The sequence below is a fragment of the Xanthomonas nasturtii genome (genome assembly GCF_023337365.3).
In the GTDB taxonomy this organism is placed as follows: domain Bacteria; phylum Pseudomonadota; class Gammaproteobacteria; order Xanthomonadales; family Xanthomonadaceae; genus Xanthomonas; species Xanthomonas nasturtii.
In genome coordinates this window covers 4,729,864-4,744,912 of record NZ_CP142084.2, presented here as the reverse complement: position 1 = coordinate 4,744,912, position 15,049 = coordinate 4,729,864, and the positions used below count along the sequence as shown (strand labels likewise).

Annotated in this window: 11 protein-coding genes and 2 pseudogenes; 7 read left to right on the top strand and 6 right to left on the bottom strand. The window is 60.8% G+C overall.

Annotated elements, in window-relative coordinates; translation table 11 throughout:
• Positions 1–33 precede the first annotated feature (33 nt).
• A pseudogene (locus M3O59_RS20765) lies at positions 34–1,655 on the bottom strand (alpha/beta hydrolase).
• A 324-nt stretch (positions 1,656–1,979) separates the two neighbouring features.
• Here M3O59_RS20765 and M3O59_RS20760 point away from each other — a divergent pair.
• A complete protein-coding gene (locus M3O59_RS20760; RefSeq protein ID WP_116906781.1) occupies positions 1,980–2,231 on the top strand; it encodes a helix-turn-helix domain-containing protein in 252 nt (83 codons plus the stop codon).
• Positions 2,228–3,520, top strand: coding sequence for a HipA domain-containing protein (locus tag M3O59_RS20755; RefSeq protein WP_116906780.1), 1,293 nt, complete (start codon positions 2,228–2,230; stop codon positions 3,518–3,520). Before M3O59_RS20760 ends, M3O59_RS20755 begins: the two co-directional genes overlap by 4 nt.
• Positions 3,521–3,805: 285 nt before the next feature.
• Here M3O59_RS20755 and M3O59_RS20750 read toward each other — a convergent pair whose 3' ends face one another.
• The 3 genes from M3O59_RS20750 to M3O59_RS20740 are packed head-to-tail and all read right to left on the bottom strand — an operon-like array spanning position 3,806 to position 6,435.
• Positions 3,806–5,071, bottom strand: coding sequence for an ApeA N-terminal domain 1-containing protein (locus M3O59_RS20750; RefSeq protein WP_147308576.1), 1,266 nt, complete (start codon positions 5,069–5,071; stop codon positions 3,806–3,808).
• Positions 5,072–5,129: 58 nt separating this feature from the next.
• Positions 5,130–6,242: a type II toxin-antitoxin system RelE/ParE family toxin gene (locus M3O59_RS20745; protein WP_064631526.1), complete on the bottom strand. Its 1,113-nt coding sequence runs from the start codon at positions 6,240–6,242 to the stop codon at positions 5,130–5,132.
• Positions 6,229–6,435: a hypothetical protein gene (locus tag M3O59_RS20740; RefSeq protein WP_249054740.1), complete on the bottom strand. Its 207-nt coding sequence runs from the start codon at positions 6,433–6,435 to the stop codon at positions 6,229–6,231. The genes M3O59_RS20745 and M3O59_RS20740 overlap by 14 nt, the downstream gene beginning before the upstream one ends.
• A gap of 275 nt (positions 6,436–6,710) precedes the next feature.
• Between M3O59_RS20740 and M3O59_RS20735 the strand changes: the two genes are divergently transcribed.
• Positions 6,711–7,217: a hypothetical protein gene (locus M3O59_RS20735; RefSeq protein ID WP_064631531.1), complete on the top strand. Its 507-nt coding sequence runs from the start codon at positions 6,711–6,713 to the stop codon at positions 7,215–7,217.
• 31 nt (positions 7,218–7,248) lie between these two features.
• Here M3O59_RS20735 and M3O59_RS20730 read toward each other — a convergent pair whose 3' ends face one another.
• Positions 7,249–8,514, bottom strand: a complete 1,266-nt coding sequence (locus tag M3O59_RS20730) for a phospholipase D-like domain-containing protein (RefSeq protein WP_064631532.1) — start codon at positions 8,512–8,514, stop codon at positions 7,249–7,251.
• A 735-nt stretch (positions 8,515–9,249) separates the two neighbouring features.
• Between M3O59_RS20730 and M3O59_RS20725 the strand changes: the two genes are divergently transcribed.
• From M3O59_RS20725 to M3O59_RS20710, 4 genes and pseudogenes are all read left to right on the top strand, one after another.
• On the top strand, positions 9,250–10,311 hold the full coding sequence (locus M3O59_RS20725) for an IS630 family transposase (protein WP_330462187.1): 1,062 nt from the start codon (positions 9,250–9,252) through the stop codon (positions 10,309–10,311).
• A gap of 43 nt (positions 10,312–10,354) precedes the next feature.
• Entirely contained in the window at positions 10,355–11,701 is a 1,347-nt protein-coding gene (locus tag M3O59_RS20720; protein WP_249051972.1) for a hypothetical protein, read from the top strand.
• A 139-nt stretch (positions 11,702–11,840) separates the two neighbouring features.
• Positions 11,841–12,290: pseudogene (locus M3O59_RS20715) on the top strand (YdeI/OmpD-associated family protein); the annotation flags it as partial.
• Positions 12,291–12,408: 118 nt separating this feature from the next.
• Positions 12,409–13,770, top strand: coding sequence for an MFS transporter (locus tag M3O59_RS20710; protein WP_064631536.1), 1,362 nt, complete (start codon positions 12,409–12,411; stop codon positions 13,768–13,770).
• Positions 13,771–14,031: 261 nt separating this feature from the next.
• On the opposite strand, the gene M3O59_RS20705 is transcribed toward M3O59_RS20710, so the two are convergent.
• Positions 14,032–14,952, bottom strand: coding sequence for an IS110 family RNA-guided transposase (locus M3O59_RS20705; protein WP_373418975.1), 921 nt, complete (start codon positions 14,950–14,952; stop codon positions 14,032–14,034).
• Between the last annotated feature and the right edge of the window lie 97 nt (positions 14,953–15,049).

The following is a 15,049-nucleotide window of genomic DNA, read 5'->3' as shown; positions in this document are numbered from 1 at the left end:
CCGATCGACAGCGCCGGCCGTGCGTGAGTGCGCTTACTGCTTCGGTCGCGCCACCGCGTACATCTCCCAGGCGATCTTCTTCATCAGGGCGTTGCTGTCGTCGCCCTCCTTGTTTAGGTCGAAGTGGGTGCGGCCTTCCAGGTAGCGGAAGTCGCTCTTGGCGCCCAGGCCGTCCAGCACCGCCTGGAACTTGCGCGCCGCGCCATCCAGGTAGAACGTGTCGGCGGTGCCGACGATCAAATGGATCTTGCCGTCCAGATCCGGCTTGAGCGTGGGCATTGCGCCGCCAAGCGCGCGGCGATGTCGTAGTGGGTGCGCCAGTAAGCCACCACGGCCGGGTCGACGGTGCCGGTGTCGCGGTCGAACATCGGCAGCGGCCGGCCGTCTGGCCCGCGCGGGGAGAACACTCAGTCGAACGAAGTGAACTGGCCGCCGTATTGGCCCAGCACGCGTTCGAGCTTGGCAAAGGTTTCCAGATCGGCCGCCACCTTGTCCTGGTCGCGGATCAGCGGTAACTGGCTGCCGTCGGCGCGCCGGTAGACATTGGCGTTGGGCGCGTACAGATCCGGCCCGGTGAAGTCGTGGAAATCGCTCGAATCGGGCGAGGTGGACCAGGTGCCGCCGAACAGTTTGGGGTAGCGCGTCTGCAGCCATAGCGTGGCCCAGCCACCGGACGAATGCCCGTTCAAGAACCGGCCCTTGGCCTTGCCGTCCATCTTGTACCGGCGTTCCAGCGCGGGGATCAGTTCTTCGGTCAGTGCGGTGCCCCAGGGGCCGTTGTTGACCGAGTCGGCGAACTCGCGGGTGCCGGTGGGCGTGGACTGGTCCAGGAACACCCAGATCATCGGCGGCATCTGCTTGGCCGTCAGCGCGCTCCAAGCCAGGGCGATGCTGCCTCCAAGGCTGTCGTAGCCTCCGCCGAAGCCGTGGGTGACATACACGGTGGGGTAGCGGGTGCGGGCCTTGGGGTCGTAGCCGGGCGGGGTCAGCACGCGGGCGCGCAGGGAAACAGGCCGGCCCCAGAACGCGCTCAGCGCGGGGCTGACCAGCGACGCATCGGCGCTATGCAGCTTGGCCTCGGGCACGGCATCGCGCACGGCCTGCGGCGCGCGCGGCGAGAGCTGCCACGGGTCGTCCGAGGCCGGCACCTGCGTGCTCAGCGTCAGCGCGGGCAGCGCTGCGGTTTTGCCGCCCAAGGTGACCGGCGTGACGGCGCTCAGCAGGTCGCCGCCATCGCAGTCCATGTAGCCGTAGCTATGGTTCGGATCCAGCACGGCCTGGAACAGATACTCGCCAGCCGGCAGTGCGGAAAATCCGCTAGGAAAGGCGATGTTGTCCAGATCGATCTGCACGCTGTCACCCGGCTTGAGGCCACTGACCTCCTGCGCCGCCACCGCGGTGGCGCTGGGCCGGAACGGGTTGGTATCCAACGCCTCCACCTTGCCGTCCTTGCCGCCTTGCTTGGCCTCGGCTTCGGCATCCTTGGCCAAGGTGGCGAACACCAGCAACCGGCCGGAGGTGGGCTGGTCGGTAGCGCCGCCCAGGGTGACACGCAGCAAGCGATGGGCCGGCGCCGGCGTGGCGGCATGCACGGTGCAGGCGCACAGCAGGCCAACGGCCAGGCCCACGCGCGGAGCAAGACGATGTAGGGAAATGCAGATCCTTTGAAACGCAGGTGGAGGGAGTGGGCGCAGATGGCCCTGCGCAGACTGTAGCCAGTTCCGGTGGGCCGCTTGCTGCAAGGTGCGAGATCTGGTTACCGTAGCCGAGCTATGTGCCGTTGGCGCTCCGACGGGCAGCGCGTGGGCTGCTTTTCGCTTCACAGCAGCGACTGCTTAAGTTATGAAACTAAAGCAAGCGTTAGTTTTGGCCCAGCGTGCAGCGGACAAATGCCCAATCTAACCCTTGCTTTAGTTTTTACTTGTTGTCGTCAAATTGCAAAGGTAATCTAAAGTTCGCTTTAGATTCGGTCATTCGTTATGCGTGTCCCAATTGATCAAGTCTCCGACATCGGCGCCTATGTCCGCGCAGTGCGCAAGGCACAGGGGCTACGTCAGGACGACCTGGCTGCGCTAGCCGGTACCAGCCATGTGGTGCTGGGCAATGTCGAGCGCGGCAAGGACACCGTGCAACTGGGCCGGGTGTTCGAACTGCTGCGGCAATTAGGCATCCAGGTCCAGCTGGATCTGCCGGTGGAACTGCCGGCGCCGGTAGCCAAGCACGCCGAATGAACACCGCCGATGCGCCACGCAGCCTGGAGCTGTGGCTGGAAGAGCGCCGCATCGGTGAGTTGCGGGAGCAGGGCAACCTGTGGGCGCTTGCGTACGACCCAGCGTGGCGAATGGACGGCTTCGATCTGTCTCCCGCATTGCCATGTCGCGCGGGCGAGATCGTTGATGGCGGCAGCCAGCGCCCGGTGCAGTGGTTCTTCGACAACCTGCTGCCCGAAGAGGGCGGACGCCGGCTGATCGCCAGCGATGCCGGCATCGACGCGGCAGATGCTTTCGGCCTGTTGCAGCGTTTCGGCCCGGAGTCGGCCGGCGCGCTGACCTTGCTGAGGCCAGGCCAGCAACTGCCGTCGCCAGCGCTGCAGCCGCTGAGCGATGTCGCGCTTTCTGAGCGTATTCGCGCCTTGCCTCGGCAACCGCTGACCCATGGCGCACCCAAGCGCATGTCGCTGGCGGGCGCCCAGCACAAGCTGGCGGTGGTGCTGGAGGAGGGGCAGTTGTGGGAGCCGGTGGGCACGGCTGCGTCCACCCATATCCTCAAACCCGACCACGAACATGTGGACGACTACCCGCACAGCGTGGTCAATGAATGGTTCTGCATGCAGCTGGCCGCTGCCTGCGGACTGCCGGTGCCACAGGTGGCCGTGCGCCGCGTGCCGGAACCGGTGTATCTGGTCCGCCGTTTCGACCGCATCGGCGATGGCCTGCAGGCACAGCGCCATTATGCGCTGGACGGTTGCCAACTGCTGTCGCTGGATCGTGTTTACAAGTACCAGCAAGCCACCAGCGACAGCTTGCGCGCGCTCGAACGCATCAGCCGTATGCCCGCGGCCACCCGCATCGCGTTGCTGCGCTGGCAACTGTTCAATTTCTTCATCGGCAACAGCGATGCCCACCTGAAGAACCTGAGCTTCCTGCGCGGCGCAAATGGCTGGGAACTCGCCCCGCATTACGACCTGCTCAGCACCAGCGTCTACAAGGCCTCCGATTGGGGCTTGGACGAATTGGTTTTTCCGATGGGCACTACCCGCCGTTATGCACACATCGGCCGCGATGATGTCGCCGCGTTCGGCCAATCCATCGGCGTACCGCCAAAACTCACATTGCGGCACCTGGATGAACTAGCCATCGCGATCAGACGGGAATCGCACGTGGTGCTGCAGAGCTACGAACAAGGCGCCACGCATGCGGTCGATCCTGGCGAAGCGCGCTTGTTGCGGCAGATTGTGTTTGGGCCTGTGGTGGATGCGTCGGAAGCGGTGGCAATGTTGAGTCGAAGCCGCGTGTCATGATTTTCATACGATTGAACCGCCCGAGTGCTTCTTATCGCATTCCAAGCGCGTATGGTTTGGTTGATCCACTACGCCTGATGCCTCCTGTACAAATGCTTCTGCCCGTTGGAAGTTGGTAAATTGAGTCTATGTAGGCTCCTGGCCTGAGGGGGCTGCTTTATGGTCTTTGCATGTCCAAGGGGGCTATGTGATAAATTTCCATTTGCTCAATTTCCCTGGAAAATAAATGTTAAAGCAGATAAATAATCTTTAAGTAAAAATTAGAAACGAAAGAATTAGTTATTTTTATTCGTCTCCACCTGGGTATGTCCTTAAATGGAGCGCCTCGCTCATCCATCGATTGTGCTTAGTTAGATCTATGACTTCACTTTGAGATAAACCCAGATTAGAAAGAATTTCTAAGTTCGACAAAGCCATCAAAAAATCGCCATACCGGAATAGATGCCATCCTTTTGCGGCCTTCTCTCTTAGGTCCCCAGCAGCATGAGCATGGTAGTGCCTGCTGACCGTAATATTTTCAAGAGTAATATCGTTCGGAATTACTGTGAAAACCTGTTTCCACCGAGTGCACATAGATCTAATTCGGCCAGTAAGAGTAATATTTTTTCCTTTTCTTCCGAAACGTATTTTGTGTAGTTCTTCTAGCGCTGCCACATTCCAGACAAAATGAAGAACCCGGTCTTTGCGCTGACGGTCAAAGGAGTGGAAGTAGTGTAAAAGGGGGGCCGGCTGGTCACTAATAAATTCCATCCACTTTTGGATTATATCATCGACCTTTCCATTTAAATCTCGAGATTGAACTAAAAATTCATTCCTATTGATTTCGGTACGGCGCTCAAGTGAACTTTCAACGTGATGAATCCAGATGTCTGGCTTGTAGGAGGAAATAGGTGCTTCGTCGTATAGTTCAATTTTTTCATAGGTCAAGCGAGTTTGCATAATAAACTCGAAAAATCGCTTAAGTCCGAAAATTAGGCCCCAATAGTCATCAAGTGGTAAATGGCGGCTTGAGATAATTCTATATTGCATTAATCGAATAATCGTGTAGCTCTCTACACCATGTGTTTCATTAGAAAATGAAGCGCTATAGGCGCGCTCCATAAAAAGCTCATTACTTAGCAATGTTTTGTGTATTTCCCAATGATTAAAGCTAATAGAGCTATTTCTTTCTTCATCGCCGAAACTTGTCTTGAAGCACTGTTCATCTAGCCACTTCTCACTTCCTGGAAGTCGGAAGCCTATCGCTTCTCCTGCTAAATTTTTATTGATACAGCCCATTGCGACCATAGTTGAGCTGGCGCGAGATAGAAGAGCGGAGCCAGTGCTATCTCGGCTCCAGGAGCTGTAACAATTGAATAATGTGGCCTGAGAGTAACGACCTTGTAAGCGAGCAAAGATGACCGAATCATCTAGATTTTTTTCATCCAAAAGATCACGTAACTGGAGCGAAGCACCATCTCTGTTCAGAACAAGCACACCTTCAACTGCACTTTGCTCCTCTTTATGGGGAAGCCAAAAGCGGCCTAGGAAAGTATTTTCTGAGTCGCTCATGGTCATAACCTCTAGATAGAAATCGGGGAACCTGAGTTAGTCCAATCATTTAATCCCCTCACCGATACGGCCCCGGCCCGCGCCACACCGGCTCGCCCTGCTTGTAGACCTCCATCATGTTGATGACCTCGCGGGCATCGCCGATGTCTTTCAGCTCCGGGGAATCCGGCGGCAGCAGGCGGCATTTGCTGGAGCCGCGCTTGAGGGCCACTTCCAGTGGGCAGACCATGCGGTATTGGGTGCCAGGCAGGATGATGGCCACTTCCTTCATGCCCTGGTCGCGCCAGTTGCGTAGCTGGGTTTCGCTGCGTACTTCGTAATAGACCTGGTAGCCGCCGATATCCAGGCTGGGTTGGGCGTTGTTGCGATCGCGGCGGCGGCCTTCGCTGATGGTGGGCGTGTTGGACATACCGTCTTCGGCGGCGTCGGCTTGCTCTTCGAGCATGCCCGGCGGGCGGCCGGTCCAGGTTTCGGGGCGGCGCTGCGGCGGCGACGACGGTTCGGCCGGCGGTTGCGGTGGGGTGGGGCGCTGCACCGGTTGGGTCTGGCGCTGCTCGACCAGGCCGCCGCGGCGGGTGTTGCCTGCGGGGGGGATCGGGTTCTTGGCGGTCTTGACCAGCGTCGATTGCACCGGCGAGGCGGCCGGCGGCGGCTGCACGGGCGCGGGTTTTTGCGACGGAGGGGTCGGCGTCGGGGAGGGCGTGGGCTGATCGGGTTGGGAGGTGTCGCCGACAAAATCCACCTTGGTGCGGCCACCGCTGGCCGAGCCTTGCGGCGGGGTCATGGTGGGGGTGGAGGCCGACAGCAGGATCAGCAGCATCAGCACGTGCAACAGCGCGCTGATCAGCGCGGCAATCCACGGTTCGATGCGTTCGATCAGCGGTTCGGTCCGTGGTAGCCAGTCGCTGGCATCGAGATGGACATGCAGCACCTGCAGCGCGTCGTCGCGCACGCGGTAGACCAGCACGTACGGGGTTTGCTTGACCACCCACTCGCGGGTGCCGGCGACGCGGCCGGCGCGCCCGCGTCCGGGCTGCTCGGCCAGCGTGCGGGTGGCTTCCAGCACCTGCCGCGCCATCGCTGCGGCGGCGGTCGGGTTGAGCGCGTGGTAGTGATCCTGGGCGTGGGCAAGCTGCGTGACGGCCGGGACGGTCCAGTCACGCCGTAACATCAACGCCCCATCTGGCGAACAGTGCGCTCACCTGTGCCGGAGCGGTAAACGCGCCCTGCTCTGCAGCGGCAATGCCGTCCTGCACCGCGGCCTGGAAGCTGGCAGCGGCCAAGACGCGGATCACGTCGTCCCATCCGGCCGCATCGGGCAGCGTGTCGATCAGCGTATGGGCGTCTTGCTTGATGGCGGACATGGCACGGCGGTGGGGAACTCTGCCGACAAGTCTACCTGTGCTGCTCTGGTTCGCGTGTGGCAGCGGCTGGTGCGCGTTCGCGGCGTTCACCGGCCGGGGCGGCAAGCGCCTGCGCGGTGGTGGTCTCGGTTGCGTAGTGCTTTGCCGGATGGTCGGTTGCGGGGACCGACCGCCACGCTGCCGCCTGCAGAAAGTGACACTTGGCACCTTGTTCGCGTCGGTGGCTGGTTTCATTCTGCGTCGGTCGCTTCAGCTCACCCCGCAAAGGAACCGCCATGCCCGCAGCTGCCATCGCACCACTGACGCCGTACCTCTCGATGGCCGCCATCGGCTACCTCTACTACCGGCGCATCCGGCGCAGCTTCGGCCGCCAGCAGTGGAAGCCGGCGAGCACGGCGTTGCGCAGCGTGGTGCTGGTCATCGCGGCAGCGGCGCTGGCGTATGCGGTGTACGGCTTGCCGCAGGTGCGGGAGGGTATTGCCGTGGGCACGCTGGTCGGCGTCGGGCTGGGCGCAGTGTCGCTGCGCTATACGCATGCCGAATGGGTGGAAGGGCGCGGCTGGTATACGCCCAATCCGTGGATCGGTGGCGGATTGATGCTGGTGCTACTGGGGCGTCTGGCCTGGCGCTGGGCCGATGGCGCGTCCAATGCGGGCGCGGCGGCTGCCGGGTCGCAGGCCAGCCCGCTGACCCTGGGCATCGCGGCGGCACTGGTGCTGTATTCGCTGGTGCACGTGGGCGGCCTGTGGTGGCGCCTGCGCCAGCTGCGGCTGCAGGCATGACACGCGCAGCGCACGCCGATGTGTTAGCGCTCTATACCTGCGACCGGAATGGAAGCACCAGTTTCTCGCCCAGCTTCTGCCGCAGCGGCCGCTTGCGCCAGCGTTCCAGCGTATACAGTTCGGCGCGTTGCAGATCGCGCTCGAACACCTCGGTCATCTGTGCGGCCAGCGCGCTGTCGTAGACATTCAAACTGGCTTCGTCGTTGAGCCGGAACGAGCGGATGTCGAAGTTGGTGGAGCCCACCGACACCAGCAGGCCATCGATGATCAGCAGCTTGGTATGCAACATGGTGGGCGTGTATTCGTGGATGTCGATACCGGCCTGCAACAGCGGCTCCCAGCTGGCCTTGGAGGCCAGCCGCACCGAGATCGCATCGATGTGCTTGCCGGGTAGCAGCACGCGGATGCGTACGCCGCGGCTGCGCGCCTCCAGCAGCGAACGGGTGATCAGCGCATCGGGCACGAAATACGCAGCCGCCAGGTCGATGGAGGTCCGCGCGGCGGCAATGGCGATCAGATACATCAGGTGCATGCTTTCGCTGCCGCCCGAGGGCGAGGCCACGAACAGCTGTGCGTCGCTGTCGCCGGCCGGGGCCAGTTCCGGGTAGTACTCGGCGCCGTTGAGCACGCGGCCGGTGGTCTTGATCCAGTTGTCGTTGAAGGCGGCCTGCACCTGCGCCACCACCGGGCCTTCGATGCGGTAATGCGAATCGCGCCAATGCTCCGGGTCCTGCGCATCGCCCATCCACTGGTCGGCCACGCCCACGCCGCCGGTGAACCCGATGCGGCCATCGATCACCAGCAGCTTGCGGTGGGTGCGGTTGTTGACGCGGTGCAGGTTGTACCAGGTCAGCGGACGGTAGCGATGCACCTCCACGCCGGCCTCGGTCATGGCCTCGACCAGCGCCGGGTCCATCTTCAGGCTGCCGCCCCAGTCGATGGTGACGCGCACCTTGATGCCCGCACGCGCACGCTCGGACAGCGCCTCACTGAACTCGCGGCCAATCTCGCCGGACCAATAAATATAGGTCTCGAAGGTGATGGTGCGCTGCGCGCCACGGATGGCCGCCAGCATCGCCGGGAAGATCTCGCGCCCGTTCTGCAGCACCTCGATCTTGTTGCCGGGCAGGATGGTCGGGCCCAGCAACACCGACATCTCGCGCTTGAACTGCGGGTCGGAGACGTCGTAGCAATGGCTCGGGATGTGCGCGAGCTTCTTCTCAGGCGTGGCGAAGTTCAGCAACAGCAGCCCCACCAGCAAGGCGATGACGACCGTGGCCACGATGATCCATAGCATGCATCCAGCTCCTGTTCCCCTGCCATCAACGGCCACAAACGGCCGGCATTCTGGCAAGGCGCGCGGCATGGGGGGTGTGAAGGAGCGTGATTCGGGCTGGCTGCAATGTCGGCATTCGGCATGACAGGCGGTTATTGCCCAGATTTGTCCATCGGACCTGGTTCCCCTGCTCAACGTCATGCTGCGTTGGCGCAGAGGCGTACTGCCATTCCATCATGAGAGGGAATTCTTGATGACCAAATCTTCGACATCCAGAAATCGCCGAGGACAGCAGGCGTGCTGTACCCCAGACGTGCCCGGAGACGTCTGGGGACGGCGGAAGCATCTGTCGGGATGCTGGCAGTGCGACACACTTCAATGCATCAGGTGCGCCTGCATGCAGGCAAAAACCCGATCCGAAAAATAAACCAATCATAATGGTTGAGTTAACGCGTTGGCATGTACCAGCTGAACTATTCGCGCAAGGCTCTGGTGTTTCGCCTTTCGTCGTGAACGGGTGGTGTGGTCCGTGAGAGGATGCAAACAATAACAAGCCCGTCAAGCTAAGTGACGCCATGAAAACCAAAAATTCTTCCAGAAACGCCATTCGCAGGTACCACGACGCGGTTCGCGTGTAGACCAACGAATAATGAAACCACTCAAGACGTTTGCCGTGAGCAACCACTCGCAGCTTTTGTGAATTCGCTAGTCCACTGAATCATTGAAATCGGATGCATGATCCCCAGGTAGTGTGTCATGCAAAGAACGAAGCTGACGATCCAACAGCGTGCTGAATTGGAGGCGGTGATGCGCAAGCGTCACGGCAACGCCGCTTTGGTGCGCCGCGCGCGGTGTGTTGTGCTTTGGAGCGATGGAGAACGTCGAGTCCACATACGCACTAAGCTTGCCTGCAACGACGCATTCGTCTCGAAGTGGACGGCGGCGTTTGAGGCGCAAGGACTGGCCGGGCTGGTGTCGGTGCATCCTGGGCGTGCGCCGAAGATACCGACGGCCAAGCTGGAAGCGCGTGTGCTCAACCGCACGCTCAAGCACAAGCCCAAAGACGGTTCGACGCACTGGAGCAGTCGCAAGCTGGCTGCCGAGCTGGGCAATGTGTCGTTCTCGGCCGTCCAGCGCATTTGGCGCAAACACGGCGTGCGTCCGCATCGGTTGGACACCCACATGGTCTCCAACGACCCGGAGTTTGAGACCAAGGCCGCAGACGTGATCGGCCTGTACCTGGACCCGCCTGCGCACGCGGTGGTCTTCTGCGTGGACGAAAAGACCGCGATCCAGGCGCTGGACCGCAAGGACCGGATGCTTGCATTGGCACCCGGACGCGCGCAAAGCCACGGATTCGAATACAAGCGTAATGGCACACTGAGCCTGTTCGCCGCGCTCAATACGGGCACTGGCGAAGTGCTGGGCAAAACGGCAGCTCGTCACACCAGCGAGCAGTTCGTGACCTTCCTCGAAGAGGTTGTCGCCAGTCAGTCCAACGGCCGGGACATCCATGTCATCTGCGATAACGTCAGCAGCCACAAGACGCCGCTCGTGCATGCGTTCCTGGCCGAGTACCCCCGCGTTCATATGCACTACACCCCCACCTACTCGTCATGGCTGAACCAGGTCGAGAACTGGTTCGCCCGCATCCAGCGTGATGTCATCACACGCGGGGTTTTCTCCTCAGTCAAAGACCTCGATAAGAAGCTCATGCGCTACATCCGCCAGTACAACAAAAACCCAAAACCGCTGAAATGGACCTTCGCTGATCCAACTCGACGCATCACATCCGATTCCTCGGATTCAGTGCACTAGGCACCGAAGCTACTCAGGTTGCCTACCCGGATGAGGTACTCCCTTGAAATCACTATTTACCCCCAGTGTCCATAGACAGCAGCCCCATGCCGCTGTCAAAGACCGATGCGACGCGAAAGTGGATGCGCAGCGGCAGCGGGACGATCATTCCCCCGACCCTGACAGTCCGCTTGGGCGCAGGCCGCCTGATCGGAAAAAATCCAACAGACCAAATGCAAAGCCCAAGAAGGACTTACTTCAGAAATTTTGCTTCTCTGCTGGCGCAAGCACATCACGGACAAGTAGCCGCGCGTCTGGTGACAGGATGCCGCCTGAAGCCAGCCCCAGAGCTGGTGTCGATGCCTCTCACCTGGCCGGCGAAAAGCATGCTCAAGCGCCAACCAGGCAGGCAACGCTTGGCCAACGCCCTGCGAGCGGTGCGGAGGTGCCGAGAAAAAGAAAAACGCTGAAAGAGCTTTTCGAAGAAACAAAAGAAATGCACGAAGCTGATGCGCCACTCGTTGTTTTTAGCGGTGGCATACACACGCCTGCTTCATCTGTTCAAGCACATATCCGAGGTGTTGGCGGCAATAGCACACGTAGCGAAATCGAAGAGATCGACGAACCGAGAGAAAATACGGTTGCGCCAGAAAGACTTGCGACCATCGAGGAAGAAAGTAACGAAGAATTGCGCGAGGCAGAACAGGGCGACAGCATCAAGCCAAATGGTGAGATCTTGATACCCTGGGCCAAAGACGCCAATCCAAAAAACCTTTTCTGGCAGAAAATCGATGAATACCATAAGCAGGAGATCTTTAATTTATTCTCAGAGAATGATGAGCTAAATGGTGTTGAGATTTATGAAAAAATCCGTGCCGCAGAAAATTCTGGTGATAGCCCGGTAGTCAGTCAAGATCGTAAAAATCACACGATTGGTAGCAGCTCCGGAAAGAGCAACCTTCACAAGAAACTGGAACTCATGGAGGAGATGGAAGCTTACTTGTTGGAGCATCATCAAACCAACGATCTCCGTAAGCCTCCCAAGACGCTGGAAATTTCCGAGGAGTTAGAAAATTTCATTAGGAACTCTCAAGCGCAGTTACATGAGTTAACTAGGAAGTCCCAAGAGGAGTCAACGTCCGCTGCGCTAGATTGGAAGTCGTCTCCAGGCTCGCCAAAACCACCGCAGGATTATTTTCAAAACAGGTCAAATCTGTCGTCACCAGATCTGGAGCATTTTGAGTTCGCCGAAGGGCCAACATCGCCAACGTCAGATCATTTCCTGGAGAAAACTCAGGCGGCATACGAAAAGGCCGTAGAAATTGCGTCGCACAAGGAACGACTTGTGCGACAGGCGCGGCCGCTTCATAAGCCATCGCCCAGTCGGTTCATGAAATGGCTGCGCGGTTAGCACAAGAGCGTCTGACCCGGTGGGTTGCTGCCCGTGCAATTGGCTGATTCTTCCAACTGTCGTGAGCGGTCGTTGCAAGTCGAGAGGAATGCCGATCAGTCCATGACCAACCGCGAGGGTGACGGCGTTTTTTCGGTGCAGCGACACATTGCCTACTCGCAACATGCTCACCGTGGCAGGTGCCTTCGTAGGTAATCCATTACGGGCGACCTTGCAGCCGGACGGGCAGGATGGGCATTGGCTCAAGGTGGATCGTGCGCTGCAGTGTGCGGCCGGGGTTGTCGCTGGCGAGATGGCGGTGCTGGACATCGTGCTGGTTGCCGAAGAACCCGAGCCGGTGCTGCCGGACGATCTGCATGCCGCGTTGGCCGCGCACCCAAACGCGCGGGCCACCTGGGACACCTTCACCGCAGTGGCGCAGCGCGACGGGATCTTTTGGGTCATCTCGGGCAAGAAGGCCGACACACGGGTCAAGCGTATTGCCACTGCCTGCGACATGCTCGCCTCCGGCAAGCGGCGTGCGTGCTGTTTCGACCGGTCGGGGATGTGCCATGAATCGCTTGCGGCGCCAACGCCCAAAGCGGGCTGAAGCTGGCCCGTGGCAGCCGGATCTGCGGGCTGTCTGTATATGCGCCGAAATGCTTACATGCGTCACACAAGCGCGCACCTATACTTTGGGGCTGCCCCATCCATGAGGTTCTGACTGCATGAGCGCACCCCCATCGCCTCCGATCGCCGCCGGTTCTGGCGCAGCTCCCGGTAGCCTTCGCCGCTCGGTGTCCAACACGCTCAAGGGCTCGGCCGGCAATCTGGTCGAGTGGTACGACGTCTACGTCTACTCGGTGTTTGCGGTCTATTTCGAGTCGCAGTTCTTTTCCAAGGAAGACAAGAACGCCACGATGTTCGTGTGGGCGATCTTTGCGATGACGTTCTTGATGCGCCCGATCGGGGCGTGGTATTTCGGCCGCTTTGCCGACCGCTACGGTCGCCGGCTGGCGCTGACCATTTCGGTATCGATGATGGCGCTGTGCTCGTTCGTCATTGCGATCACGCCCACCGTGACGACGATCGGCATTGCTGCGCCGATCATTTTGCTGCTGGCGCGCCTGCTGCAGGGCTTTGCCACCGGTGGCGAATACGGCACCAGCGCCACGTACATGTCCGAAGCGGCGATTCCGGGCCGGCGCGGGTTCTTGTCCTCGTTCCACTACGTGACGCTGGTGGGCGGGCATGTGCTGGCGCAGACCACCTTGTTGATCATGCTGCACTTTTTCGAGGTTCCGCAGATTTCCGAATGGGGCTGGCGTGTGGCCTTCGGTCTGGGCGGCATCGGCGCGTTGGTGGTGTTCTGGTTGCGCCGCACGATGGACGAATCACTGAGCTCCGAATCCATCGCCGATTCGCGCACCGGCAAGGCCAAGGCCTCCGGCTCGATGCGCGAGTTGTTCGTCAATCAGTGGCGTCCGCTGCTGTTGTGCTTCCTGATCACTGCCGGCGGCACGATCGCGTTCTACACCTATTCGGTGACCGGGCCGAAGATGATCCAGACCGCGTTCGCCGGGGGCGACGTCATGGCCGGCACCATCATCAACCTGGTGGCGTTGACGGTGCTGATGTTGATGCAGCCGGTGGGCGGCTGGTTGTCGGACATCGTCGGGCGCAAGACCCTGCTGGTGTTCTTCGGCATCGGCGGTGTGCTGTACACCTGGTTCCTGGTGATGGAATTGCCCAAGCAGACCGACTGGCTGACCGCCTTTGCGATCCTCACCGTGGGCTTTGTGATCCTGACCGGCTACACCTCGATCAATGCGGTGGTGAAGGCGGAATTGTTCCCCACCCATGTGCGCGCGCTGGGCGTCGGCCTGGGGTATGCGCTGGCGAATTCGGCCTTCGGCGGCACGGCGCCGTTGCTGTATCAAGCCTCGTTGAAGACCGGGCATGTGACCGAGTTCGTGATCTATGCGACCGCAGTGATCGCGGTGTCGTTGGTGGTCTACATGGTCTTCCTGACCAACAAGGGCAGCAATTGGCTGGACGACGAAGCGGTGATGCTTCAGCGCAATCGGTGATGAGCGCGCGCGGGCTGTACCGTTTCCTTCTCCCTGCGGGACATTGTCCTCCTTTATGGGGGGAGAAGGTGCCCCGTAGGGGCGGACGAGGGTACGTGCGAAGCCTCGTGTCATCTACCGCGAGTGGCTTCGCCCCGTACCCTCACCCCAACCCCCGCTCCGCGCCCCGGCCCGCGCTTGCGGCGCGGGCGCTCCAAGGCACGCGCGCCAGTGGCGCGCAAGCAGTGCCTTATCGCCCCGAGGGGAGAGCAACTGTCTTGATCAACTGGCGGCGCTAGCCGTCAGTTGATCTCGCATCTTGGCGTTGAGGATGACCAATAATTTGCGCATCGCCGCCACGAGGGCGACCTTGCCCGCTTTGCCCTGCGTGCGTAGCCGCTGGTAAAACTCGCGCAGGGCCGGGTTGAAGCGCACCGCCACCAGCGCCGCCATGTACAGCACTTGCCGCACGCAGGCGCGTCCTCCCCAGATGCTGCGGGCACCGCGCAACGTGCCGCTGTCGCGTGCCAGCGGCGCCACCCCGACCAGTTTGGCGATCGCCTTGCCGGTGAGACGGCCCAGCTCGGGCAGCTGCGCCGCCAAGGTCGCGACCAGCACCGGGCCGACGCCCTTGACCTGGACCAGCACCTCCAGCTCGGCTCGTGCAGCCACCTGTTGGGCGATGCGCGCATCTAGCTCCGCCAGCTCTTTTTGCCATTGCCGCACGCCGGCTTGCGCCCGCTTGCGCAGCCACGCATCGGTCAGTTGAGACAGCCGCTGGCGCTCTTGCTGCACCATCGCCAACACCTGCGTGCGGCGCTGCTGGTACTCGCGCAGCTGATGGCGCCAGCCTTCCAGCGGCTGGTAGGGCGTGAGTGATACCACCATCGCCATCTGCGCCAGCACACGCGCATCCAAGGTGTCGGTCTTGGCCAGTTGGCCGATGGCCTTGGCAAAGTCACGCGCTTGGCGAGGGTTCACACGCGCCACCGGCAGGCCGGCCGCATGCAGCGCATCCAACGCTGCCAGTTCGTAGCCGCCCGTGGCCTCCAGCACCACCTGGTGCAGCTCCATGTGTCCCAGCCAGCTGCGCAGCTGGCGCAGACCTGCCGCCGTGTTGGGGAAGCGCCGTTCGCCTTTGCAGCCATGCACATGCACATCCAACCACTGCTTGCTGACATCGATACCTACGCCGTATGCCATGGAAAAACTCCGCTATGCTCGAAGGGTCGAGAGCTCTCCTGGGCTGCCCAGCCTGATCGTTACGAGTGCCAACTCCAGCAACTGTTCGGGCGTTTGC

Excerpts from the sequence above, each read along its gene's own strand:
- M3O59_RS20760 (WP_116906781.1), top strand. The coding sequence starts at position 1,980 with ATGCGTGTCCCAATTGATCAAGTCTCCGACATCGGCGCCTATGTCCGC.
- M3O59_RS20755 (WP_116906780.1), top strand. The coding sequence starts at position 2,228 with ATGAACACCGCCGATGCGCCACGCAGCCTGGAGCTGTGGCTGGAAGAG.
- M3O59_RS20750 (WP_147308576.1), bottom strand. The coding sequence starts at position 5,071 with ATGAGCGACTCAGAAAATACTTTCCTAGGCCGCTTTTGGCTTCCCCAT.
- M3O59_RS20745 (WP_064631526.1), bottom strand. The coding sequence starts at position 6,242 with ATGTTACGGCGTGACTGGACCGTCCCGGCCGTCACGCAGCTTGCCCAC.
- M3O59_RS20740 (WP_249054740.1), bottom strand. The coding sequence starts at position 6,435 with ATGTCCGCCATCAAGCAAGACGCCCATACGCTGATCGACACGCTGCCC.
- M3O59_RS20735 (WP_064631531.1), top strand. The coding sequence starts at position 6,711 with ATGCCCGCAGCTGCCATCGCACCACTGACGCCGTACCTCTCGATGGCC.
- M3O59_RS20730 (WP_064631532.1), bottom strand. The coding sequence starts at position 8,514 with ATGCTATGGATCATCGTGGCCACGGTCGTCATCGCCTTGCTGGTGGGG.
- M3O59_RS20725 (WP_330462187.1), top strand. The coding sequence starts at position 9,250 with ATGCAAAGAACGAAGCTGACGATCCAACAGCGTGCTGAATTGGAGGCG.
- M3O59_RS20710 (WP_064631536.1), top strand. The coding sequence starts at position 12,409 with ATGAGCGCACCCCCATCGCCTCCGATCGCCGCCGGTTCTGGCGCAGCT.
- M3O59_RS20705 (WP_373418975.1), bottom strand. The coding sequence starts at position 14,952 with ATGGCATACGGCGTAGGTATCGATGTCAGCAAGCAGTGGTTGGATGTG.